Source organism: Streptomyces sp. NPDC033131, assembly GCF_055578365.1.
On sequence record NZ_JBVIPA010000014.1, the window covers coordinates 139,732 to 162,664 of the forward strand.

The 22,933-nt window shown below is 70.2% G+C and carries 19 protein-coding genes and 1 pseudogene; 6 read left to right on the plus strand and 14 right to left on the minus strand.

The features are described from left to right. Positions 1–55: 55 nt before the first annotated feature. A complete protein-coding gene (locus tag ACZ5XS_RS19970; RefSeq protein WP_254401349.1) occupies positions 56–274 on the minus strand; it encodes a hypothetical protein in 219 nt (72 codons plus the stop codon). 26 nt (positions 275–300) lie between these two features. Continuing rightward, complete coding sequence (locus ACZ5XS_RS19975; protein WP_468653037.1) at positions 301–1,725, minus strand: amidase; 1,425 nt, start codon at positions 1,723–1,725, stop codon at positions 301–303. A 256-nt stretch (positions 1,726–1,981) separates the two neighbouring features. Here ACZ5XS_RS19975 and ACZ5XS_RS19980 point away from each other — a divergent pair, with 256 nt between their 5' ends. Further along, on the plus strand, positions 1,982–3,370 hold the full coding sequence (locus tag ACZ5XS_RS19980; RefSeq protein ID WP_468653039.1) for a glycoside hydrolase family 43 protein: 1,389 nt from the start codon (positions 1,982–1,984) through the stop codon (positions 3,368–3,370). Positions 3,371–3,401: 31 nt separating this feature from the next. Here ACZ5XS_RS19980 and ACZ5XS_RS19985 read toward each other — a convergent pair whose 3' ends face one another. From ACZ5XS_RS19985 to ACZ5XS_RS20000, 4 genes are all read right to left on the minus strand, one after another. Then, on the minus strand, positions 3,402–4,433 hold the full coding sequence (locus ACZ5XS_RS19985; RefSeq protein WP_468653041.1) for a LacI family DNA-binding transcriptional regulator: 1,032 nt from the start codon (positions 4,431–4,433) through the stop codon (positions 3,402–3,404). Between the two features lie 75 nt (positions 4,434–4,508). Further along, positions 4,509–5,345, minus strand: coding sequence for an ATP-binding cassette domain-containing protein (locus ACZ5XS_RS19990; RefSeq protein WP_217237648.1), 837 nt, complete (start codon positions 5,343–5,345; stop codon positions 4,509–4,511). Beyond that, positions 5,342–6,337, minus strand: coding sequence for an ABC transporter permease (locus ACZ5XS_RS19995; protein ID WP_217237647.1), 996 nt, complete (start codon positions 6,335–6,337; stop codon positions 5,342–5,344). Before ACZ5XS_RS19995 ends, ACZ5XS_RS19990 begins: the two co-directional genes overlap by 4 nt. 180 nt (positions 6,338–6,517) lie before the next feature. Next, positions 6,518–7,546 (minus strand): substrate-binding domain-containing protein, encoded by a 1,029-nt coding sequence (locus ACZ5XS_RS20000; protein WP_468653044.1) that lies wholly within the window; start codon positions 7,544–7,546, stop codon positions 6,518–6,520. Positions 7,547–7,806: 260 nt separating this feature from the next. Here ACZ5XS_RS20000 and ACZ5XS_RS20005 point away from each other — a divergent pair, with 260 nt between their 5' ends. From ACZ5XS_RS20005 to ACZ5XS_RS20015, 3 genes are all read left to right on the plus strand, one after another. Further along, positions 7,807–8,769, plus strand: coding sequence for a carbohydrate kinase family protein (locus tag ACZ5XS_RS20005; protein WP_468653046.1), 963 nt, complete (start codon positions 7,807–7,809; stop codon positions 8,767–8,769). Positions 8,770–8,992: 223 nt separating this feature from the next. Continuing rightward, the gene (locus ACZ5XS_RS20010) at positions 8,993–11,554 is read left to right on the plus strand and encodes a GH32 C-terminal domain-containing protein (RefSeq protein WP_468653048.1); all 2,562 of its coding nucleotides are present in this window, start codon (positions 8,993–8,995) and stop codon (positions 11,552–11,554) included. 31 nt (positions 11,555–11,585) lie between these two features. Further along, positions 11,586–11,879, plus strand: coding sequence for a putative quinol monooxygenase (locus ACZ5XS_RS20015; RefSeq protein ID WP_468653050.1), 294 nt, complete (start codon positions 11,586–11,588; stop codon positions 11,877–11,879). Positions 11,880–12,133: 254 nt separating this feature from the next. Here ACZ5XS_RS20015 and ACZ5XS_RS20020 read toward each other — a convergent pair whose 3' ends face one another. The 4 genes from ACZ5XS_RS20020 to ACZ5XS_RS20035 form a co-directional block, all read right to left on the minus strand. After that, the gene (locus ACZ5XS_RS20020) at positions 12,134–14,416 is read right to left on the minus strand and encodes a heavy metal translocating P-type ATPase (protein ID WP_468653052.1); all 2,283 of its coding nucleotides are present in this window, start codon (positions 14,414–14,416) and stop codon (positions 12,134–12,136) included. Positions 14,417–14,527: 111 nt separating this feature from the next. After that, positions 14,528–14,821 carry a heavy-metal-associated domain-containing protein gene (locus tag ACZ5XS_RS20025; RefSeq protein WP_468653054.1) on the minus strand — a complete coding sequence of 98 codons (294 nt, stop codon included), beginning with the start codon at positions 14,819–14,821 and terminating at the stop codon, positions 14,528–14,530. A gap of 478 nt (positions 14,822–15,299) precedes the next feature. Continuing rightward, a complete protein-coding gene (locus tag ACZ5XS_RS20030; RefSeq protein ID WP_468653056.1) occupies positions 15,300–16,160 on the minus strand; it encodes a DUF5134 domain-containing protein in 861 nt (286 codons plus the stop codon). A 329-nt stretch (positions 16,161–16,489) separates the two neighbouring features. Then, a complete protein-coding gene (locus ACZ5XS_RS20035; protein WP_468653057.1) occupies positions 16,490–17,770 on the minus strand; it encodes an RNA-guided endonuclease InsQ/TnpB family protein in 1,281 nt (426 codons plus the stop codon). Positions 17,771–17,793: 23 nt separating this feature from the next. Here ACZ5XS_RS20035 and tnpA point away from each other — a divergent pair, with 23 nt between their 5' ends. Then, positions 17,794–18,222, plus strand: coding sequence for an IS200/IS605 family transposase (gene tnpA, locus ACZ5XS_RS20040; protein WP_468653059.1), 429 nt, complete (start codon positions 17,794–17,796; stop codon positions 18,220–18,222). A 300-nt stretch (positions 18,223–18,522) separates the two neighbouring features. On the opposite strand, the gene ACZ5XS_RS20045 is transcribed toward tnpA, so the two are convergent. The 3 genes and pseudogenes from ACZ5XS_RS20045 to ACZ5XS_RS20055 all read right to left on the minus strand — a co-directional run. Continuing rightward, positions 18,523–19,434, minus strand: a complete 912-nt coding sequence (locus tag ACZ5XS_RS20045; RefSeq protein ID WP_468653061.1) for a M56 family metallopeptidase — start codon at positions 19,432–19,434, stop codon at positions 18,523–18,525. After that, positions 19,431–19,799, minus strand: a complete 369-nt coding sequence (locus ACZ5XS_RS20050; RefSeq protein WP_217237638.1) for a BlaI/MecI/CopY family transcriptional regulator — start codon at positions 19,797–19,799, stop codon at positions 19,431–19,433. The genes ACZ5XS_RS20045 and ACZ5XS_RS20050 overlap by 4 nt, the downstream gene beginning before the upstream one ends. A 162-nt stretch (positions 19,800–19,961) precedes the next feature. Then, positions 19,962–21,083: pseudogene (locus ACZ5XS_RS20055) on the minus strand (amylo-alpha-1,6-glucosidase); the annotation flags it as partial. A gap of 120 nt (positions 21,084–21,203) precedes the next feature. Between ACZ5XS_RS20055 and ACZ5XS_RS20060 the strand changes: the two are divergent. Next, positions 21,204–21,887, plus strand: coding sequence for a hypothetical protein (locus ACZ5XS_RS20060; protein WP_468653063.1), 684 nt, complete (start codon positions 21,204–21,206; stop codon positions 21,885–21,887). A 101-nt stretch (positions 21,888–21,988) separates the two neighbouring features. On the opposite strand, the gene ACZ5XS_RS20065 is transcribed toward ACZ5XS_RS20060, so the two are convergent. After that, on the minus strand, positions 21,989–22,657 hold the full coding sequence (locus tag ACZ5XS_RS20065) for a TetR/AcrR family transcriptional regulator (protein WP_468653065.1): 669 nt from the start codon (positions 22,655–22,657) through the stop codon (positions 21,989–21,991). Between the last annotated feature and the right edge of the window lie 276 nt (positions 22,658–22,933).

Consider the following 22,933-nt stretch of genomic DNA (forward strand, 5'->3'; position numbering starts at 1 on the left):
CCCATCCTTGTCGAAACCTTGATACAAACCCGGTCTCACCTGCGGGGAAGCGGGCTCAACTGTCGTACGCCGCTTGCACATAGACCGTTCTCGGCGGCAGGTACTCCACGACCATGACCACCGTGCCCCGCTCGATGCGGTCCGTAGCGGTGGCGGGGTAGGCGAGGAAGTGCTCGGCGCCGCCCCGCACGCGGACGATCACCTCACCGACCAGTCCGGGCCCGACCGCCCCGGTGACCCGTCCCATGAGCCCGACCATCGACGCGTCGTCCATGGTCACAGGGTACGGGCCGAACGCCGTTACGCGGCCGGTGAGTCCGTGACCGCGTGCTCCGGCGGCCACGCCGAGTGCCAGCGCAGCTCCGCCTCCAGCTGTGCGGCGAGGCAGACCAGCAGCGGCTCACTGTTCGCCGGCCCGAGCAACTGGGCGCCGACCGGCAGACCGCCGCCCACGAAACCGGCGGGCACGTTCACCCCGGGCCAGCCCAGCACGTTCCACGGCCAGGCGTAAGGACAGGCCGCGATCATGGCGCGGTCGGTGGCGAGGCCGCCCAGGCTCAGCAGGGCGCCGATGCGGGGCGGGGGAGCGGCCGTGGTCGGCGCGAGGATCACGTCGTACGTCGTGAAGAACGCGCCGATACGCCGGTGCAGAACCGCCTCCGCGCGTCGCGCCGCCCGCAGCGGCACCCCGCCGAGCAGTCCGCCCAGCCGGGCGGCGTCGCGGGTGCGTCGGTCCAGCAGGGTGGGGAAGGGCGCCTCGCGGACGCGCTCGGCGATACCGGCGGTGGCGCGGGGCACGAAGGTCAGCCCGATCTGGCCGTACGGAGGGTCGGCCTCCTCGACGACATGCCCCAGGTCGCTCAGCTTCTCGGCGAGTTGTACGACCCGGGCGCGCACCTCCGGCCGCAGCCGCGCGGGCAGGGCGGTGAACGGCGGTTTCAGGGAGAGCGCGATGCGCAGCCGGCCGGGGTCCCGCTTCGTCGCCTCCAGGGCTCCGACGACCGGCGGCCGGTGCGGGTCCCGTTCGTGGTTGCCGGCCGCCGCGTCCAGCAGGAGGGCCGCGTCGGCGACCGTACGGGCCAGCGTGCCGTTGACCGTGATGCCGTGGAAGGACTCGCCGCGCGGCCAGGTGGAGATCCGGCCGCGCTGCGGCTTGATGCCGACGAGATGGGTCCAGGAGGCCGGAATGCGCACCGAACCGGCGCCGTCCGAGCCGAGCGCGGCCGGCACCAGACCGGCGGCGACGGCGGCGGCCGAACCGCCGGACGAGCCGCCCGGGGTGTGCTCCGTGCTCCACGGGTTGCGGGTCGCGCCGAAGGCGGGCCCCTCGGTGAACGGCCACTGCCCGAACTCGCAGGTGTTGGTCTTGCCGACGATCACGGCTCCGGCCGCGCGCAGCCGCCGTACCGCCTCGCCGTCCTCGGTGACCGGCGGAAACTCGCCCCGGCAGCCGAACGCGGTCGGCTCGCCCGCCACGTCCATGTCGTCCTTGACCGCCACCGGCACCCCGAGCAGCGGCCCGCGCACGCCCGCGGCCAGCTTCTCGTCCGCTGCCGCCGCCTCGGCGAGCGCCGCCTCGGTCCGTACGATCCGGAAGGCGTTCAGCGTTGTCTGCGTCGCCTCGATCCGCGCCAGCGCCCGCTCCACGAGCGACCGGGACGTCACCTCCCCGTCGGCGAGCGCACGGGCCAACTCCGCGAGGCCTTCGGAACGGTCGAGCGTCATGCGGGACACCTCCGGGACGGCGTTGTCTACCGAACGGTAACGTCCGGTGGGCCGCGGCGGAACGCCCCGGCGCGGAATGCCGGTGGCCTCTCGCCGCATCAGTGCACGCCACAGCTTTCCCACGGGGCCCACGGAGTCCTGTGCGAACCATTGACGCGTCCCACCCTCGGCCCTACCTTCTGATCGACTTTCCGAACTTGGTTCGGAATATCGAACATCAGAGCCGCATGTGTTTGTGTCCGAGGGAGAGCCGCCCGTGACCACACGACCCCCCGCGCCGTCGCGCCGCACCCTGCTGCGGGCGATGGCCGTCCTGCCCGCCTCGGCGCTGGTCCTGGGCGAGATGCCCGGACTGCTCGGCACGGCCTCGGCCGCCGCCCCGCCGAGCGGCTCCGCCACCCGCTACACCATCGTGCCGTTCCTCGACAGCAACGACGGCACCGTGAACGTGTACCAGTCCGACGACGCCACCGACTTCCGGCTGGCCAAGTCGTCCGCCTACACCCCGCCCGGCAACCGCATCCGCGACGCGAGCATCTTCAAGCACACCAACGGCTACTACTACATCACCTACACGACCCACACCTGGCAGGACCCGAGCACCACCATCGGCTTCGCCCGCAGCACCGACCGGGTCAACTGGACCTTCCTGTACGACTACACGGTCCCGATCGCCAACCTGTCCCGCGCCTGGGCGCCGGAGTGGTTCGTCGACAGCGACGGCAGTGTGAACATCATCGTCTCCTGCTCGACGGCCAACGACGAGTGGATCTTCACCCCGTACCTGCTGAAGGCCACCAACACCGGTCTGACCGCGTGGAGTTCACCGGTCGCGCTGTCCGGCATCGGTGCCAACCACATCGACACGTACATCGTGAAGATCGGCTCGACCTACCACGCCTTCACGAAGAACGAGACGTCGAAGTACATCGAGTACGCGACGGCGTCCAGCCTCACCGGCCCCTACGCCATCAGCCGCACCGGCAACTGGGCGGGCTGGGGCAGCTACCGCGAGGGCGCGGCGCTGGTGCAGCTCGACAACGGCGGCTGGCGGATCTTCTTCGACGGCTACGGCGACGGCACCTACTACTACAGCGACAGCTACGACACCTTCGCCACCTGGTCCGCCCCGGCCGCGCTGCCCGTCGTCTCCGGTACGGCCCGGCACTTCACGGTGATCAAGGAGACCGTCTCGGGCGGCCCGAGCCTGGCGAAGAACGTCACCCGCTCCTTCCGCTCGGCCAACTTCACCACCCGTCACTGGCAGAACCAGTCGTCGCTGCTCAACCTCCCCGTGGTGAGCGCCTCCAGCACCACCGCCGAGAAGCAGGCGTCCACCTTCACGGTCGTCGCCGGCCTCGCCGACGCGAACGCCTACTCCTTCCGGGACGCCTCCGGAAAGTACCTGCGCCACTGGGACTTCCGCGCCCGCTTCGACGCGAACGACGGGACGTCGACCTTCGCCAAGGACGCCACGTTCATCGCCCGCACCGGCACGGCGAGCGGCTCACTGCGCTTCGAGTCGTACAACTACCCGGGCTACTACCTGCGCCACTACAACTATCAGCTCCGGGTGGCCCGGACCGACGGGACGGACCTGTTCCGGCAGGACAGTTCGTTCGTGCCGGTGACCGCCTGGGCCTGAGCCGCGTCCCTGCCCACCCGGTGACGGGGGGTCATGCCTCGCGCAGCGCGAGAGCCGGCCGCTCCCCCGACCCCCGGACGATCAGCCGGGTGGGCACGGTGATCGTGCGGGCGCGGGAGCGGTCGCCGTCCAGGCGCGCCAGGGCGGTGGTCGCCGCCGTTCTGCCGATCTCCTCGGCGTCCTGGGCGACGACGGTCAGGGCCGGCTCGAGCGCCTCGGCGAGCTCCACGTCGTCGAAGGCGACGACGGCTACGTCCTTGCGCTTGCCGCGGGCGAGTTCGGCGACGATCCCCAGCGCGACGATGTTGTTGCCCGCGAACAGGGCGGTGGGGGGATCCGCCAGGTCCAGGAGCTGGGCGGTCACGGCGGAGGCCCCGTGCCGGTCGTGGGCGTTGACGATCAGGGCACGGTCGGCGGGGAGGCCGGCTTCCCGCAGAGCGGAGCGGTATCCGGCCAGTCGCTCGCGGCGCGTGTAGAGCGCGGTGGGCAGATCGCCGATGAAGCCGATGCGCCGGTGTCCGTGGGCGATCAGGTGGGCGACACCGTCATGGGCGCCCGCACGGTTGGAGCTGACGACGCTGTCCGTGGCCAGATTCACGCCCGGGCGGTCGATGAAGACCACGGGCAGGCCCGTGGCGCGGTGGGTCCTGAGGTGGGAGTGGTCGGCGCCGACGGACGGCACGACCAGCAGGATGCTGATGCGCCGGGCGAGGAACTTGTCCGTCAGCGCGCGCTCGCGGCCCGGATCGTCCGCGGAGGAGCCCATGAGCAGGGTCAGGCCGCGGTCGCGGACGCTGTCCTCGATGCTCCGGGCCACGGCTCCGAAGAAGGGGTTGCCGAGGTCCGGGATGACCAGTCCGATGGTGGTGTCGGGCCCGCCGACGCGGATGTTGCGGGCCATGAGGTTGGGCTGGAAGCCGAGCTTGGCCACGGCGGCGAGAACCTGCTCCCGGGTCTGCGCCGAGGCGGGCCCGTCCTCGTTGAGGACGCGGGACACGGTCTTGGCGCTGACGCCCACTTCTCGGGCGACGTCTGCCAGGGTGGGGCGGCGGTTCGCTGCCATGGAGGAAACGGTCTCCTGTGCTCGTCGGTTCCGGCCGCGGCCTCGGCCGGAATCGGTGAGTGCTTCAGTCGTACGTCAGGTGGCCTGGACGCCCGCGGCCTTCGCCGCCTTGGAATCCGCTACGACAGTATCCCCGGCCTCGTCAACGGTGAGCGCGCCGGTCATGATGGCGACGACCTCCGCCATGGAGTAGTCGGAGGGCTTGATCACGGCGGCCCGCCGGCCCAGCCGGTGGACGTGGATCCGGTCGGCGATCTCGAAGACGTGCGGCATGTTGTGGCTGATCAGGACGACCGGCATGCCCTTGTCCCGGACGCGGCGGATGAGGTCCAGGACCTGACCGGACTCCTTGACCCCGAGGGCGGCGGTGGGCTCGTCCATGACGACGACGCTGCGGGCCCAGGCGACGGAACGGGCGACCGCGACGGCCTGCCGCTGCCCGCCGGACAGCGTCTCCACCGCTTGCGTCAGCGAGCGCAGACCGATCTTCAGGTCGGCCATGTGCTCGGCGGCCTCCTGGCGCATCCGCTTCTTGTCCAGCATGCGGAAGACACTGCCGAGGGCGCCGGGGCGACGCAGCTCGCGGCCGAGGAACATGTTCGAGGCGATGTCCATGGAGGCGGCCACGGCCAGGTCCTGATAGACCGTCTCGATGCCGTGGGCGCGTGCGCTCTGCGGCCCGGAGAAGGTGATGGGTTCGCCGTTGAGGCGGATCTCGCCGGCGTCGGGGACCAGCGCGCCGGTGAGTGCCTTGATCAGGCTGGTCTTGCCGGCTCCGTTGTCGCCGATGACGGCGAGGACCTCGCCGGGCAGCAGGTCGAAGTCGGCGCCGTCGATGGCGGTGACGTGACCGTAGCGCTTGACCAGACCGCGGGCCTGCAGCACGGGGGCGGGGGAGGAGGTGGCGGTCATCGGGCCTTCTTCCGGGAGAGCTGGTCGACGGTCACCGCGAGGATCACCAGGACTCCGGTGATCAGGGTCTGGTAGATGGAGGCGACGCCCATCAGCTGCAGGCCGTTGCGGAAGACGCCGACGATGAGGACGCCGATGAAGGTGCCCAGGACCGAACCGCGTCCGCCGAAGAGGCTGGTGCCGCCGAGGACCACGGCCGTGATGCTGTCGAGGTTGTCGGTCTGTCCCGCCTGGGGGTCGCCGACTCCGGTGCGGGAGATGAGCAGCAGGGCGGCGATGCCGTAGAGGACACCGGCCACGGTGTAGACGCCGATGGTCAGCCGGGAGGTGCGGATGCCGTTCAGCCGCGCCGCTTCCGGGCTGTCGCCCAGCGCGTGGACGTGCCGGCCCCAGCCGGTGCTGCTCAGCGCGTAGGCGAGCAACAGGAACAGGGCGATGGTGACCAGGGAGCCGTACGTGATGTCGGTGCGGCCGAGCGGGAAGGTCTGCCCGAGGGCCGTCAGCGGGCCGGGCAGGTTGGTGACCGTCTGCTCCTCGGAGTAGATGTGGGTCAGCGCGAACGCCACGTTGAGCATGCCGAGGGTGACGATGAACGGCGGCAGCGGGATCTTCTGCACCAACACCCCGTTGAGCAGCCCGAATCCGCCGCAGACCGCCAGGCCCAGGGCGATCGCGACGAGCGGGGGCAGGGAGCCCTCGGCGGCCATCTTGGCGATCACGATGCTGCCGAACGCCATCACGGCTCCGCAGGACAGGTCGATGCCCGCCGTGAGGATGATCAGGGTCTGTCCGATGGCGAGCGTGCCGACGACCATGACCTGCTGCACGATCAGCGAGAAGTTGCCGCCCGTGAGGAACTGGTCGGTCGAGAGGGAGAAGAAGGCGCAGGCCAGGAGGAGAGCGACCAGTGGGCCGGTGGTCGGTGCCGTGAGCAGTCTGCGGGCCGTGGTCGGTGCTTTGAGCTCGGCGTACGGCGAGGTCGTGGCTGTCATGCGAGATCCTTGTCGGAAGACAGAAGTCGTTGCCCGCCCTGGTCGAAGGACAAGGGGACAAGAGGACAAGCGGGCGGCCGCCCCCGGTCGGGGAGGGAAGGACGGCCGCCCCACTGAGGGGAGAGACGGAGGCGTACGGTCCTGGCCGGAGGCGGACTCGTACGGGCCTCGGGGGGCGGCTCAGCCCCAGCAGTTCTCCAGGCCGTAACCGGTGTCCTTCGACGTGACCCCGGCCTGCGCCTTGTCGGAGATCAGGGTGACGCCCGTGTCGGTGTAACCGGACGCCTTCTTGCCGTCCTTGGCGTACGTCACGACGGCCTTGACGCCCTCGGAGGCCATCTTCAGCGGGTACTGCTGCGAGGTGGCGGCGATCTTGCCGTCCTTGACGGCCTGGGTCCCGGTGCAGCCGCCGTCGACGGACACGATCAGGACGTCCTTCTCCCGGCCCTTGGCCTTGAGCGCGGTGTACGCGCCGAGTGCGGCCGGTTCGTTGATCGTGTAGACGACGTTGATGCCGGGCTCCTTCTGGAGGCAGTTCTCCATCGCCGTCTGGCCCTTGGCCTGGTCGCCCGCGGTGTCCTGGGAGCAGACGACCGCCGGGTCCTTCTCCCCGATGCCGAAGCCCTTCAGGAAGCCCTCGTGCCGCTGGACGCCGACGGACACACCCGGCGCGAGGTCGAGGGTGGCTATCTTGGCGGCCTTGCCCTTCATGGCGGCCTTGGCGTACTCGCCGATCAGCTCACCGGCCTTGACGTTGTCGGTGGCGAAGAGGGCGTCGACCGCGCTCTCCGGCTCGGTCGGGGTGTCCAGGGCGATGACCAGGACGCCCTTGGCGCGGGCCTTCGCGATCGCGGGGACGATGGCCTTGGAGTCGCTCGGGGTGATCAGGATGCCCTTCACCCCGGAGGCGACCATGTTCTCGATGGCCGTGATCTGACCGGCGTTGTCGCCGTCGAACTTGCCGGCCGCGGTCATGAGCTTGACGCCCTCGGCCTTCGCGGCCTTCTCCGCACCCTCCTTCATCTTCACGAAGAACGGGTTGGTGTCGGTCTTGGTGATCAGGCCGACCTTGACCTCGCCCGAACCGGTGCCGGCGGAGCTCGATCCGGAGCCGGAACCGGATCCGCAGGCGGTCAGGGTGAGGGCCGCGATGCCCGTGCACGCAGCGGCTCTGAGGAGGGACATGGGCAGACGAGCGGTGCGAGGCATGAACGACTCCTGCGGGATTGCGAGCGGCGCGGCCGGCATCGGAGCATGCCGTCCCTGGGGTGTCATCGTTGACTTATGTCATCGTTGACACCGCCTGGCGAGGATGATGGACTCCGTTTCCCGGAAACGTCAATGCCCTGCGCTCGTCACAAATCGGCAACGCCCCGGGGCCGTTGCCCTCGTAGCCGTCCGGCGGCCGCGCCGCGACGCGTCCGGCCTGCCCACACCTTCGTCAGACGTCCGTCAGAGAAGAGCAGCCCATGAGCACGCGCCAGATCACCGTCCTGGGGGAGTGCGTCGCGGACGCGTTCGCCGAATCCGCGAGCACCGCGAACGAACTCGCCCTGCGCGTCCTGCCCGGCGGCGGCCCGGCGAACACGGCGGTGGCCCTGGCCCGGCTCGGCACCCCGGCCCGTTTCCTCGCGCGCCTGTCCGACGACGTGTTCGGCCGCCTGTTCCGCGCCCACCTGGAGGCGTCCGGAGTGGACCTGTCGAGTGCCGTCCGGGCCGCCGAGCCCAGCACGCTGGCCGTGGCGGAACTGGACTCCGAGGGGCAGGCCGCGTTCTCCTTCCACGCGCAGAACACGGTCGACTGGCAGTGGACGGCACAGGAGTTGGCGCCGGTGGGCCTTGCCGAAACCGCTTGCGTGCACACCGGATCCCTGGCCCTGGTCCAGCAGCCCGGGGCGGCGGTGGTGGAGGACTTCCTGGCGGCCGCCGCCCCCCGGGCGACCATCAGCATCGACCCCAACGTCCGGCCCCTGCTCGTCCATCCCGACGTCTACCGTGCCCGGCTGGCGCACTGGTGCGCCCTCGCCGATGTGCTCCGGCTGAGCGAGGACGACCTCGAACTGCTGCTGCCGGGGACGCCTCCCGAGCAGGCCTGCGACATCTGGCACGCTGCCGGGGCGCGGCTCGTCGTGATCACGCGCGGTGCCGACGGCGCCCTGGCCTCACTCGACGGCGAACGGATCCAGGTGCCCGCGGTGACGACGACCGTCGTCGACACGGTCGGCGCGGGGGACTCCTTCACCGCCGGGCTGCTGCACCACCTCGGCATACGCGGCCTCCTCGGCGGCCGGCTGACGGAACTCCGCATCGGTGAAGTCGAGGAAGCCTGCCGGTTCGCCACCCGGGTCGCGGCTCTGACCTGCTCGGTCGCCGGCCCCAATCCGCCGTGGCGGAACCAGTTGGCGCAACTCGCCACAGCCGACGGCGCATGACAGGCGGGGGAGTCGTGTAAGGGCACGTCCCAGGCCAACTGGTTGACGCGTGGGCCGGGTTGCCCGCATCATCGGGCCACTCGATGTCATCGATGACACAAGTCAACGATGACACTTCTTGCCGACGCCGCGGACGACGGCGTCGGCAAGGAGTCACTTGTACGGCCGGTCCGCGCCGGGCAGCAGGCTCCGCGGTGTGGACGGCCGCGGCACAGGAGATCCCATGAGCTCTGGACGTGTATCCCGGCATGCCCGCACCCGGATGATCGCGGCGGTGGCGACCGTCTGCGCCCTGTCCGCAGCCCCGACGGCCCCGCGGGCCGTCGCCGCCGACTCCCCGCCGTACTCCGAGACCTACCGGCCCCAGTTCCACTTCACGCCGGAGAAGAACTGGATGAACGACCCCAACGGCCTCGTGTACTACCAGGGCGAGTACCACCTCTTCTACCAGTACAACCCGAACGGCAACTCCTGGGGCGACATGTCCTGGGGCCACGCCGTGAGCAAGGACCTCGTGCACTGGAAGGAGCTGCCGCTCGCCCTGACGCACGACGACAACGAGATGGTGTTCTCCGGCAGCGCGGTCGTCGACCGGGACAACACCACCGGCTTCGGCACCAGGAAGAACCCGCCCATGGTGGCGATCTACACCAGCGCCTACAAGGACACCGGCATCCAGGCCCAGTCGCTCGCCTACAGCACCGACCGCGGCCGCACCTGGACCAAGTACCAGGGCAATCCGGTCATCGACATCGGCTCCAAGGAGTTCCGCGACCCCAAGGTCCAGTGGTACGCGCCGACCAGGAGCTGGCTGATGACGGTGTCGCTGTCCACCGAGCACAAGGTGCGGTTCTACTCGTCGAAGAACCTCAAGGACTGGGACCCGCTCAGCGAGTTCGGGCCGGCCGGTGCGACGGGTGGCGTGTGGGAGTGCCCCGACCTGTTCCCCCTCGCGGTCGACGGGGACGAGAACAACGTCAAGTGGGTCCTGGTCGTCAACATCAACCCCGGTGGTATCGCCGGAGGTTCGGCCGCCCAGTACTTCGTCGGCGACTTCGACGGCAAGAAGTTCACCGCCGACGACAAGGGCGGCTACACCCCGCCCGCCGGCACGGTGGTCCAGGACTTCGAGGGCACCGACTTCGGTACCTGGGCGGCCACCGGCACCGCGTTCGGCGACGGACCGGCGGCCGGGGCGGTGGCCGGGCAGGGGACCGTCGACGGCTTCGACGGCAAGGGCCTCGCCAACAGCTTCCACTCGGGTGACGCCACCACCGGCACCCTCACCTCACCCGACTTCACCGTCGACAGCCCCTACCTGAACTTCAAGGTCGGCGGCGGACGGCACCCGCACGAGTCCGGAACCGTCATGGAGCAGGGACCGCCGCCCGCAGGCACGGTCCTCGCCGACTTCGAAGGCGGCGGCTACGGCGACTGGACGACGACCGGAGACGCCTTCGGCACGGCACCGGCCACCGGTACCCTCCCCGACCAGCAGGAAGTCTCGGGCTTCCTGGGCGGCGGCCTGGTCAACACCTACCTGAACGGCGACGCCACCACGGGGACCCTCACCTCACCCGAATTCACCCTCGACAAGAGCCACATCAACTTCCTCATCGGCGGCGGCAACCACCCCGCCGGCTCCGCCGACCCCACCGCCGTGGAACTCCTCGTCGACGGCCAGGTGGTGCGCAGCGCCACCGGAAAGGACGGCGAGGCGCTCAACTGGACCTCGTGGGACGTCGGCGACCTCGCCGGCAAGAAGGCGCGGATCAGGATCGTCGACGACAACGCCGGCGGCTGGGGCCACCTCAACGTCGACCACATCATGCTGTCCGACAGTGCGGCTCAGCCCGTCTCCCAGGAGACGTCGGTCAACCTGATCGTCGACGGCAAGGTCGTCCGCAGCGCCACCGGCTCCAACAGCGAGATCCTGGACTGGGCCTCCTTCGACATGCGCCCCTACGCCGGCAAGAAGGCCCGGATCCAGATCGTCGACATGAACACCGCCGGCTGGGGCCACATCCTGGCCGACCGGTTCACCACGGCTGCCGCCCCCGCCAAGTCCGTCGTGCAGCGCGCCGACTGGGCCGACTACGGCAAGGACTACTACGCGGCCGTGTCCTGGGAGAACGCACCGGGCGGCAAGCGCCACATGATCGGCTGGATGAACAACTGGGACTACGGCGGCGCCGTCCCCACCTCCCCCTGGCGCGGCGCGCAAAGCGCCCCCCGGGAGATGGCCCTGCGCACGATCGACGGCCAGGTCCGGCTGACCAGCAAGCCGGTCGACAGCCTGGCGTCCCTCCGGCAGAACAGCCCGGCCACGGCGACCGGCGTCACCGTCACCAGCACCACCCAGCCTCTGATCGGCCCCGCGGCCAAGGGCGACGCACTCGACATCGAGGCCACCTTCTCCCTCAAGGACGCCGAACGCTTCGGCCTCAAGGTGCGCACCGGCGCGGGCGGCGAGGAAACCGTCATCGGCTACGACACCACGACACGCGAGCTCTACGTCGACCGCACCCGCTCCGGCGCGGTGGACTTCAACAGCACGTTCCCCGGCGTCCAGCGAGCCGCGCTGCAGGCCAGGAACGGCAAGGTGAAGCTGCGGATCCTCGTCGACCGGTCTTCCGTCGAGGTGTTCGGCGGCAGCGGCGAAGTGGTGATCACCGACCAGATCTTCCCCGACCCCGCCAGCCGGGGAGTGGAGATCTTCGCCGAGAACGGCTCGGTGAGGCTGGACCAGGCCCGCGTCTGGCACCTCGGCTCCTACCGCGACTGATCACCATCCCGACCACGAAGGACGTCACACCGTGAACAAGACCCTGCTCGCCGAGTTCACCGCCCGCGAGGGCGCGCAGGACGAGGTCGCCCGCCTGACCCTGGAGTACGCGCGGAAGGTGCGCCAGGAAGAAGGCAACCTCGCCTTCGACGTCTACACCAAGGCGACCCACCCCCGCGCGTTCTGGATCTTCGAGGTGTACCGGGACGAGGACGCCTTCCAGGCGCATCTGTCGGCCCCCTACGGCGGCCCGTTCAACACCGCGCTCACTCCGCTGATCGAGGAGGACGCCTCGGTGCTGACCTTCCTCGACCCGGTGACCTGACGCTCCCTCGACCCGGTGATCCGACGCCGGCCGGGCCCGGCCGGCGTCAGATCACGCCCGTCCGGTCAGGGCGTCGAGCACCGGCCCTCCCGCCAGGCCGCGCGCGTCGTGGCGTACGTCGCCGCGGGGGTGTCACTCGGGCTCCCGCACCAGCGTGTCCGCGGCACATCGCTCCCGGCGGGACGGCACGGTGACGCGAACGCGCCCGGGACGCCCGGCCGTCCGGCCAGGCGCCCCGGCTGTCGGAGTCACGCCTACTTGAAGGACCGCAGCCGCAGGCTGTTGGTCACCACGAACACCGAGGAGAACGCCATCGCCGCTCCCGCGATCATCGGGTTGAGCATGCCGGCGGCGGCGAGGGGCAGGGCGGCGACGTTGTAGCCGAAGGCCCAGAAGAGGTTGCCCTTGATGGTGGCCAGCGTCCTGCGGGACAGGCGGATCGCGTCGGCGGCCACCCGCAGGTCGCCGCGTACGAGGGTCAGGTCGCCCGCCTCGATCGCCGCGTCCGTGCCGGTACCCATCGCCAGGCCCAGGTCGGCGGTGGCGAGAGCGGCCGCGTCGTTGACGCCGTCACCGACCATCGCGACCGTACGGCCCTCGCTCTGCAGTCGCCTGACCACGTCCACCTTGTCCTGCGGGAGGACTTCGGCGATCACCTCGTCGATGCCGACGGCCCTGGCGACCGACTCGGCGACGAGCTGGTTGTCGCCGGTCAGCAGGACCGGCTTCAGTCCCAGCCTGCGCAGCTCGGCCACCGCTTCGGCGCTGGTCTCCTTGATCGCGTCGGCGACGGTGAGGACACCGCGCGCCTTGCCGTCCCAGGCGACGGCGACCGCCGTACGTCCCTCACCCTCCGCGGCGGCCTTGGCCTCGGCAAGTTCCTGAGGGAGCTCGATGGCCCACTCCTCGAGAAGTCTCTCCCGCCCGACGAGCACGGCGTGGCCGTCGACGACGCCCTGGACGCCGAGGCCGGCGACGTTCTCGAAGTTCTCCGGCACGGGAAGCCTTCCGGCCCGCTCCGCGGCACCGGCCGCGATGGCCTGGGCGATGGGGTGTTCCGAGGCGTGCTCCAGCGCGCCCGCCAGCCGCAGCAGTTCTCTCTCGTCGACGTCCGGTGCGGCGAAGACGTCCTGGAGCCGCATCCGGCCGGTGGTCACGGTGCCGGTCTTGTCCAGGACGACGGTGTCGACGCGGCGGGTGGACTCCAGGACCTCGGGGCCCTTGATGAGGATGCCGAGCTGGGCGCCGCGTCCCGTGCCGACCATCAGCGCGGTCGGTGTGGCGAGGCCGAGGGCGCAGGGGCAGGCGATGATCAGTACGGCGATGGCCGCGGTGAAGGCGGCCACGGTGTCGCCGGTGGCGCCGAGCCAGACCCCGAATGTCGCGACCGCGATGAAGATGACCACCGGCACGAAGATCCCGGAGATCCGGTCGGCGAGGCGCTGCACCTCGGCCTTGCCGTTCTGCGCGTCCTCGACCAGCCTCGCCATCCGCGCGAGCTGGGTGTCCGCGCCGATGCGGGTCGCCTCGACCACGAGCCGCCCCCCGGCGTTCACGGTCGCGCCGGTGACGGCGTCCCCGACGCTCACGTCCACCGGCACCGACTCGCCGGTCAGCATCGAGGCGTCCACCGCCGACGCGCCCTCGACGACGGTCCCGTCGGTGGCGAACTTCTCTCCGGGCCGTACGACGAACTGGTCACCCACGGCCAACTGGCCGACGGGGATGCGTACTTCCTTGCCGTCGCGCAGCAGCGAGACGTCCTTGGCGCCCAGCTCCATGAGCGCCCGCAGCGCCGCACCCGCCTTGCGCTTGGACTTCGCCTCCAGGTAGCGCCCGGCGAGGATGAACGTGGTCACCCCGGCCGCGGCCTCCAGGTAGATGGAGGAGGAACCGTCCCCCCGGGACACGGTGAACTCGAAGCCGTGCCGCATGCCCGGCATTCCGGCGTCTCCCCAGAACAGCGCCCACACCGACCAGCCGAGCGCGGCGAGCGTGCCGAGCGACACCAGGGTGTCCATGGTGGCGGCGCCGTGCCGGACGTTCGTCCAGGCGGCCCTGTGGAAGGGCAAGGCACCCCAGACCACGACGGGAGCCGCCAGGGTCAGTGACAGCCACTGCCAGTTGTCGAACTGCAGGGCCGGCACCATCGCCATCAGGACGACCGGCACGGTGAGCGCCAGCGACACGTACAGGCGCTGGCGCAGGGACAGCAGCTCTCCGTCCGCCGCCGGAGCGGTCCGGGTCTCGCCCTCGTCCGTGGTGCTCGATGGGGGCGGAGGCGGTTCCTCGGCGGTGTATCCGGTCTTCTCGACGGTGGCGATGAGGTCGGCGACCTCGATCCCGTCCGCGTAGGAGACCTTCGCCTTCTCGGTGGCGTAGTTGACGGTCGCGGTGACGCCGTCCATGCGGTTGAGCTTCTTCTCGATGCGCGCCGCGCAGGAGGCGCAGGTCATGCCGCCGATGGAGAGCTCGACCTCGGCGGCGGGTGCGGGCGCCGGGCCGGGGAGGGTCTTCTCGGGAGCCGTGCTGGTCATTGCGTATCTCCAGGGGGAGGCCGGGACGTGCGGCGTCCGTATCAGCGGAGCGGTACGTCCCGGCGCGGGAGGAATTCGCGGTCCGGGGCTGTGGTGGCCCCGACCAGGGTGTCAGGCGCGGCCGACGAGTTCGTAACCGGCCTCGTCGACGGCGGCGCGGACGGCCTCCTCGTCGAGCGGGGACGCCGAGGTGACGGTCACCTCGCCGGTGTCGGCGACGGCCTTGACCGCGCTGACGCCCTCCAGAGCGGAGATCTCCTGGGACACGGCGCCCTCGCAGTGGCCGCAGGTCATCCCGGACACCTTGTAGACCGTGGTGACGCCGACGCCCTGGACGTCGACCGCGGCGTCGGAACCGCAGGAGTGGGAGCCGCAGCAGGAACCGGGGTTCGTCTCGGTGGTCATGGCTACTTCCTCAGTGTGTGGATGCGTGGCCCGTTCTCCGGGAGGGGTGTGGTTCCCCGACCCTCCCGCAGACGCCTCCACTATACCCCCTAGGGGTATTTATGGCACCCCCGATCGCCCCGAAGTCATTCCTTCGGGGCGATCGGGGGTGGGACACGTGCGCCGACCGGGGTCTCCGGTGACTCGACGCACGGCAAAGGTGCCCGTCATGTCCGGGTCGGAGGCCGGGGAGGGTTCGCCATCCCCGCCGGAAACAGGCCGACGCGAGCGGCAGGGCGCCGGCGACTCAGAGCGCCAGCGGTGCGGCACGTAGGCGGCGATGTGAAGGCGACATCGGAACTCGGAACGGGCACTTCGCAGGGGCGCCCACGGGCGGCCCGGGCTGGGGATCACGGAGCCCCGCGACGGAGAATGGACCCGAGTTATTCATGCGCCCGGGCGGACCAGCGCCAGGCAGCCTCGTGGAGGTGTCCTGCCCTCACACCGCCATCATCAGCAGCATGGCGGACATGGTCCCGCCCATCCCGATGTGGGCCGCCAGCGCCGCGTCGGGGGCGGCTCCGAGCTTGCGGCGCCGCCCGTGGCCGGTCCGCTGTGCGGTTCGGCCCCTGTCCCACACCGAGATCGTCAACGACGCCAGGGCGACGAACACGGTGTCCGGCATGGCGAGCAGCCAGCGACCCCAGCCGGCCCCGGAGCCTCCACCCCGGCCACGCCTGCCGGTGCCGCGGGCCCTGGCCCAGACGGACGCGCCGATCGACAGTACGAAGTACACGGCGAGCGCCACGATCAGGAGCCGCCACAGGGAGCCGGAACCCGCGGAGCCGCCGGTGTCGGCCGTGGCGTGCGTCATGCCGGACATGTCCATCCCGTGCATGGATTCCCCTCCCTCCGTGGACTCCATGCCGTCCGTCCCGTGCGTGTGCGACGAGCTCGCCGTGTTCTCCATGCCCGGCATGTGCGCCATGGACGAATGACCCAGGGCAAGTACCGGGCCGGAGGACGTACTCGTCATGGCGAGCGTCATGATCACCATGCCCGTGCTGCCGACGATGAGGTGCACCCAGTGACGGCCGCGCTTCCACCCGCGCGTGCGGGTGTGCTTGACCGTCATCGCCACACCGGCGAGCCCGAGGAGGGCGAATGCCCCCGACCACCACATGCCGTGGTCCGCGTACCAGGCGACCGTCGCCGGCAGCGCCATGGCCGCCATGGACAGGCCCATCAGGAGATCACCTCCGGCCACGTACCGGGGTTCACCGCCGGTGGTCACGACGCGGACCGCGCTGACGGCGGCGACCAGGGCGGCGACCGCCGCGATGGCCCAACTGAGCGCCATGGTTCCCATCTTCACCTTCCCGGTTCGTCCGAGCGTGGTCGAAGCGCGGTGCCGAGGCGGCTTCGTCACGCGGAGCACTCGTGGACGCCTCCCGGGCCGCCAACTGCTAGTGCCCTTAGTACGTACCGAGGGCGGCGGGTGTTCAGGGGCCGCCGGCTCAGGGCCGGGACGCGGCGAAGAACCGCCATGGAGTCCAGCGGGACGATCTCGATGTTCTTGCCGGTGCGGGGCGCGTGGATGGCCTGGCCGTTGCCGACGTACATGCCGTTGGTGCTGGTTGTCGTTGTACCATTGGAGTGCTCTCTCGGCTGAAGCCGGGAGATTCCTGCTTACCTTGCGGCAGCGGGCTTGACGCGCTTCGCGCGCCTGACGACTGCCCTCCCGGCAGCCGGGATGAGCGCGAGGCCCATCCGGTACAGGTGCAAGACGTTCTGGGCCGCGTTGTGGTCGGCATTGCCCGACCATCCGCAGTCCGGGTTCTTGCACACGAACACGGCCTGGGACTCCCGGCTGCCGGGCGTGGTGAAGCCACACGCCGAGCAGCGCCGGGAAGTGCCGGGAGCGGGGACCTTGACCAAGGTGCCGCCGAGCTGAGCGGTCTTGTACGCCAGCATGGTGACTGTGCGCCCCCAGGCCTCCTGGCTGATGGAGCGGTTCAGCCCGGATTTCTGGGCAACGTTCTTCCCCGGCTCTTCGATCGTTCCCTTGGCGGACTTGACCATGTTCGTGATGGTGAGGGCTTCGACCACGACGGTGCCGTACGTGCGGGCGATGGCGGTGGTCGTCTGGTGCTGCCAGTCAAGGGCCCGGCGCTTGGCTTTCGCGCGGAGTCCTGTGATCTGATCGTAGGTGCGGTGCAGCCGGCGGCTGGTGTGCTCGCCGGGCCTGCGGTGCCGCTGACGCTGCGCGGCGCGCTGCTCCAGGTGCAGGAGCTTGGCCTTCTCCTTGCCGGACAGCCATTCGCCGTGCTCGTACGTTTCGCCGTCCGAGAGGGCAATGGGCACGGTGACGCCCACGTCGATGCCGATGTCCGGCCCCTGGTGCGGCTCGGGCTTGGCCTCCGAGGTCTGGACACGGAAGGCGATGTGCCAGCCGAGCGCGTCCTTGGTCAGTCGTGCCCCGGTGATCCGGTTCTCCGCGCCCGCACGCTTGCCCACGGGCAGGTCCTTGGTCCACCGAAACCGGACCCGGCCCACTTTAGGAATGTTGACCATGCCCCACCGGCGGTGCACCCGGCTGATGTTCAGGTCCCGGCCCTGCGGAATGTCCACGGACATCACTGTGCGGAACCGGCCCTTGAAGTTCGGGGCGTCGGCGCGGCCCTCCCAGCAGTTCTTCCACGCCCGGAAGTACGTCTTGAGCACCGCCTGCGCGGCCTGGGCGGGCAGGACGGCGAGAAAGTCGATGTCCTCGCGGGCCTGCCGGATCGCGGCGTCGGCGTTCGCGAGAGTCCGTTCTTCCTTCGGCATCATCCGCCACCACGCGTGCAGCAGGTTCCACATCGTGCGGGCCGCGTGCGCCTGATCATCCGCTGCGCGAATCCCGGCAGGAGACAGCGACAGCCGAGCACGGTGCCCGAACTGCCGCTTGACCAGGGTCTCTTGACTCACAATCGAGAACCTAGCATTGGTTTATGTCACCGCGTTGGAACCCTAATCCCGATGTCAGATCAGGTCGCCATGTTGTCTACAACCTGCACGTTCACTTGGTTTTCGTCACCAAGTACAGGCGGAACGCGTTCACCGACGCCATGCTGATCCGCACCGAAGAGATCATGCGGGAGGTCTGCACCGACTTCGAGGCCGAGCTGAAACAGTTCAACGGCGAACAGGACCACGTGCACCTGCTCGTGCACTACCCGCCCAAAGTCCAGCTCTCCAAGCTGGTCAACTCCCTCAAGGGCGTCAGCTCCCGCAGGCTCCGCCAGGAGTACGACAGCCACGTCCGCCGGTACCTGTGGGGCGGACACTTCTGGTCCGGCTCCTACTTCGCCGGATCCTGCGGCGGAGCACCCCTGAGCGTCGTCAAGCAGTACATCGAAAACCAGCAGCGCCCCGTCTGACCGTCACCCCCCCAGGCGCAGAGCAATTCGGCGCTCCGCGCCTCGGGGCCAAGGACGGCCTTCACCCCCGCCCTGAAGGGCGGAGCACTGGCCAAGATCAGAGGTAGACGATGGGCGGCTTGGGCCGACGGTGGGTTCCCATCGCGGTGACTCCTCTGCGCGGCCTGTGTGCCAGGCGACGGGGCCGGTGGCCGTCGTACCGGCGCTCGGGGCGCCGACCAGTCAAGTGCGGTAGAACTTAGTAGATCAGTAGTTCGCATCGCCAGTCAGTCCGAGTCGCAGGCGTCTCAGGTGAATCGGTCAGCCGAGGCCGGGCGGGCAGGCGAACAGCAGCGGCAGCAGCAGGACCGCCACGGCCGTGGCGGCGATCGACCCCCACAGGGCCGGGTGGGGCGCCTTGCGCGGACCGAGGATCCGCTTCAGGCGGATGAGCACGGTGTGCCCCCCCGCGGCGAGCGCGCCCTTGGGAGCACGCGCTGCGGCCATCTCGTACATGGCGGTGGCCAGCACCTCGTCGGAGTGGCTGCGCAGGGCACGGTCGTCCGCGATCATCTCCAGCAGCAGTGCCGTCTGTTCACGGGCGTGGCGGGCCAGCGGGAGCCGGCGGAACACCGAGTGGAAGGCTTCCACGGCCGCCAGGGCCAAGTGGTGGCGGCCCGAGATGTGGGCCTGCTCGTGCTCCAGTACGGCGCCGACCTGCGCCGGCGTCAGCTCGCGCACGGCCGCGTCACTGATCACGATCCGGGGGCGGCGGCCGGGCAGACAGTACGCGGCGGGGATGTCGTACGGCAGGACGGTGGCGCTCAGCCGCGGCGAGTGGCGGCCCACCAGGTCGAGGGCCTCCCGGTGCTCCGTCCGCGCCCGACGGGCCCCCGTCAGGTGGAAGGCGAAGCTGCCCGCCAGGGCGATCGCGATGGCGGCGGGCACGCCGACGGCCGGTCGGTCCGCCGTCCCGGGACCGGGCCTGTCCGCGCCCACGTCGAGCCCGCAGGAGTGCAGCAGGCCCGTCAGGCCCGCGTGCACGTGTTCGGTCGGCATGGCGAGGTTGTACGCGGACAGTGCGATCCCGATCGAGAAGGACACCGCGAGGGTGTGCCACACGGCGACGGCGAGGGCGGGCGCCCGGTGCGGCCACCCTGCCCGCAGCATCAGACGCGGGGCCACGAAACCCACCGCGACCGAGTAACCGATGAGCACGGGGGCCTCGTTCACGGCTTCGCCTGTCGTCCCACGCTTCGCAGGGCCTTCCGCAAGGCGGCCACCTCGTCCTCGGACATGTTCTCGACGAAGTGGACCAGCGCCGTAGGCCGGTCCTTGCTCTCTCCGAGGCCGTCCTCCATGAGCGCGGCGGCGTACGCCTCGCGGCTGCGGACCGGCGTGTACAGCCAGGCGCGGCCCTGCTTGTCGCGCAGCAGCCAGCCCTTGGTGTAGAGGATGTTGGTGACGGTCATGACCGTGGTGTACGCGACGGGCCGGGTCCTGTTGATGTCGTCGACGACCTCACGCACCGTGGCCGGGCGGTTCCACGTCCAGAGACGGTCCATGATCTCCGCCTCGAGTTCCCCCAGCCGCCGCATGACCCTGACTCCCTTTCACCACCGAATGCGCAAGCGAATACGCAAGGTCATGGTAGACGGCCGGGTTGCCGGGCTTCCTGGGACGGACGAGTTCCAGAATGACCGCCGCGCGCCGCAGGTTCATCAGCCGTCCCGCCGTCCCGGACCCGACCCGTACGACTCTCAGCCGCCGACGGTCTCGGCGGGCGCCGCGTGCCGGAGTTCGTGGGCTTCGGCGAGGAGGAGGTAGCTGCTGGCCGTCCAGGTGTAGGCGCGGTCGCGCAGGCCGGTGCCGGTCAGGGCGTCGAAGTTCTCCGCGAAGCCGGAGGTCTCGCACAGGGCGCGGAAGCGGGCGCTGATCTCGTCCGCCAGGCGGTGATGGCCGCCGCGGCGCAGGCCGTCCTCGATGAGGACCGTGGCCGGTGCCCAGATCGGGCCGCGCCAGTAGCCGTCGGAGCGGTAGTGCGGTGACGTGGGCAGTTCGGTGGCCAGCCCGTGCGGGGTGAGGTGGGCCTCGATGCGCTCGGTCAGCACGCCGCTGACACTCTCCGGCAAGTGCTCGCCCAGGGCGATGGGCATCAGGTCGAGCAGACTGGAGCTGCCCCAGGCGTCCTCGCCGTGCGCCGAGCGGGCGACGAACCGGTCACCGGTCCACAGCCGGTCGAGCATCGCCGCCTGGGTCGCGTCCGCCGTGCCCGTCCAGTGCCGGACGTCGTCGGCTCGCCCCAACTCGTCGGCCAGGTCGGCGAGTTCACGCAGCTGGAGGATGAGGAAGGCGGCCAGATCGGCGGTGACGATCAGCCGCTCGGGGTCGAAGGTCGTGGCGTTGTCCCAGCCGCTGTCGTTGCCGTGCTGGTAGTGGGGCAGGGGTGCGCCGGGTGCCCGCCGGTGGGTGAGCCAGAAGGTCGTCCACCGGGCCAGCCGGTGGTACGTCATCGCCAGTTCCGCCGCGTCGAGGGGCACGGGGAGCCGCCTGCGCAGGTGGCGCAGGGCCCAGCCGTGAATGGGCGGTTTGACGAAGTTGTAGAGGACCTCGGAGTGGGTCACCGAGTCGGGCAGCGCCCCGCTCTCGTCCTGGTGGTCGAAGACCAGCGCGAACTGGTCACGGGCCAGCTCCGGTGAACCCGGCGCCAGAGCGAGGGCGTTGAAGCAGTGGTCCCAGCTCCACACCTTGTCCATCCAGTGCTTGGACATCAGGACCGCGGGCCGGGTGACGAGGCCCGCCGGACGCACCGTCGCGGACCACACCACGTAGGCGGCGAGTTCGGCGGCCGGGGTGGAGGCCGAGCGCCACGGGGCCACCGCGACACCGGAACCCGCCCCGTCTACACGCACCCCGGTGCTTCCGGCCCCGGTACGGTGCCCCTGCCCAAGGGTGCTTCCGCGACCTTCTGGGTCCACTCACCCACCGACGGCGAATCGACGGTGTCAGTCGGCCACCTCGGCGGCGGCAGGGCGAGCCTGTCGCTCAACGGTGAGGAACTCGACCGTCCGAGGACCGGAAGCCGTGAGCCGGGTACGGACGCGGTCACGATGTTCCTGTCCGCCGGCATCAACAAGATCACCGTCACCGGCACCTCCCGTGAACTGGTACTCGACCGCCTCACGGTGTCGCCGTCCGAGGGCACGTTGGTGCCCACCGTGTACCAGGCCGAGGACGGCACGCTCTCCGGAGCGGCCAGGACGACCGACCAGTACACCTTCGCCGCGAACGGCAGGTCCGTCACCGACGTCGGCAACGGCACCGCCAACTCCCTCACGTTCGACGTGACGGCCGCCAGGTCCGGACGGCACGCGGTGACGATCCGATACTCCAACGCGGAACAGGCGCCCGCCACCCACTACAACCCCGACCCGATCGCCCGGCACGCCGACCTGTCGGTCAACGGCGGACCGGCCCGCCGGGTGCTGTTCCCGACGACGTTCCACTTCAACGACTTCCGTGACCTCACGGTCCCGGTCACGCTCAAGAAGGGCACGAACCGGCTCACCTTCACGGCGGAGGAACTGCCGGACTTCGACGGCGACGGCTACAACCAGTACGACCAGCGCTCCCCCTACGCGCCGGTGATCGACCGGATCGCCGTCACACCTCTGACGCGGAAGTAGCCCTCGGGGCCCGGGCGTGGTGGGCGGACGACGACAAGTCGCCCGCCCGCAACGGGAAGTGTCCGCCATGGGAGGGGGCAGGAGCGGGCGTCGACGTGGAGTCAGGTCCGCGCGGCGTCCGGGTCGGGCAGGGGCGCCGTGGCGAGCTCCCTTGCTTCGTCGGGCGGCAGGCCGAGCATGCGCAGCAGTTGCTCGGCGACCTGGTCGCACGCCCGGTCGTCGACGAGTTCGGGGTCGGACAGGGACAGGTGCAGGGTGGCCAGCAGTGAGCCCGCCACGGTCGCCAGGGCCAGCCGCGTGTTCTCCACGTGGAACCGGCCGGCCGCGACCCCGTCGCGGATGTCGCGCAGGGCCCGGGGGGCCAGGCCGTGGTCGGAGTCCATGTACGACAAGCCGTGCCGTACCAGCACCTTCGCCATGTCGGGATGCGACCGGTTCACCCGCAGCGCCAGCCGCACCGACTGGGCGAAGGCGGCCGCCGGGTCGTCGACGTCGATGCTGAGCTGGTCGAACAGCGCCCCGGTTTCCTCCAGTACGTCGTCGACGGCTGCCTCGAAGAGCTCGTCCTTGCTGGGGAAGTGGTTGTAGAAGGAGCCGAAGCCGACGTCGGCGGCCTCGGTGATGCTCTGGATGCTCGCGTGACGAGCGGTGTCCTCGGCCAGCATCGCCCGTGCGGCGTCGATCAGTTTCCGGCGGGTCTGGGCCTTCCGGCGTTCCAGCCGGGACGCAGGCTTCGCCTCGCCGGAGTCTCCCGAGCGTGCTGGCTTCATGGCCGCAGTGTAAGCGATCACATATCTGATGGAATCGTCAGACGGGAATCGGCCGTGAGGCGGGAGCAGTTCGGCCGACGCGGTGGCCCGTTCGCCACCCGGCACCGTCTGAATGTCCGTCACATGCCGCATCCGCCCATGGGTTGACCGTGGGTTGCCTTCCCACGGTGCGAACCGCGCACCGAACGTGTGTTCCCGAAAATTTTGGTCGTTCAACTACTGGCGGGCGGGAAATTGAAGCCCACACCAAAAAGACATATCCAGGTTTTTTGCATA

Excerpts from the sequence above, each read along its gene's own strand:
- ACZ5XS_RS19970 (WP_254401349.1), bottom strand. The coding sequence starts at position 274 with ATGGACGACGCGTCGATGGTCGGGCTCATGGGACGGGTCACCGGGGCG.
- ACZ5XS_RS19975 (WP_468653037.1), bottom strand. The coding sequence starts at position 1,725 with ATGACGCTCGACCGTTCCGAAGGCCTCGCGGAGTTGGCCCGTGCGCTC.
- ACZ5XS_RS19985 (WP_468653041.1), bottom strand. The coding sequence starts at position 4,433 with ATGGCAGCGAACCGCCGCCCCACCCTGGCAGACGTCGCCCGAGAAGTG.
- ACZ5XS_RS19990 (WP_217237648.1), bottom strand. The coding sequence starts at position 5,345 with ATGACCGCCACCTCCTCCCCCGCCCCCGTGCTGCAGGCCCGCGGTCTG.
- ACZ5XS_RS19995 (WP_217237647.1), bottom strand. The coding sequence starts at position 6,337 with ATGACAGCCACGACCTCGCCGTACGCCGAGCTCAAAGCACCGACCACG.
- ACZ5XS_RS20000 (WP_468653044.1), bottom strand. The coding sequence starts at position 7,546 with ATGCCTCGCACCGCTCGTCTGCCCATGTCCCTCCTCAGAGCCGCTGCG.
- ACZ5XS_RS20005 (WP_468653046.1), top strand. The coding sequence starts at position 7,807 with ATGAGCACGCGCCAGATCACCGTCCTGGGGGAGTGCGTCGCGGACGCG.
- ACZ5XS_RS20010 (WP_468653048.1), top strand. The coding sequence starts at position 8,993 with ATGAGCTCTGGACGTGTATCCCGGCATGCCCGCACCCGGATGATCGCG.
- ACZ5XS_RS20020 (WP_468653052.1), bottom strand. The coding sequence starts at position 14,416 with ATGACCAGCACGGCTCCCGAGAAGACCCTCCCCGGCCCGGCGCCCGCA.
- ACZ5XS_RS20025 (WP_468653054.1), bottom strand. The coding sequence starts at position 14,821 with ATGACCACCGAGACGAACCCCGGTTCCTGCTGCGGCTCCCACTCCTGC.
- ACZ5XS_RS20030 (WP_468653056.1), bottom strand. The coding sequence starts at position 16,160 with ATGGCGCTCAGTTGGGCCATCGCGGCGGTCGCCGCCCTGGTCGCCGCC.
- tnpA (WP_468653059.1), top strand. The coding sequence starts at position 17,794 with ATGTCACCGCGTTGGAACCCTAATCCCGATGTCAGATCAGGTCGCCAT.
- ACZ5XS_RS20050 (WP_217237638.1), bottom strand. The coding sequence starts at position 19,799 with ATGCGGCGGCTGGGGGAACTCGAGGCGGAGATCATGGACCGTCTCTGG.
- ACZ5XS_RS20065 (WP_468653065.1), bottom strand. The coding sequence starts at position 22,657 with ATGAAGCCAGCACGCTCGGGAGACTCCGGCGAGGCGAAGCCTGCGTCC.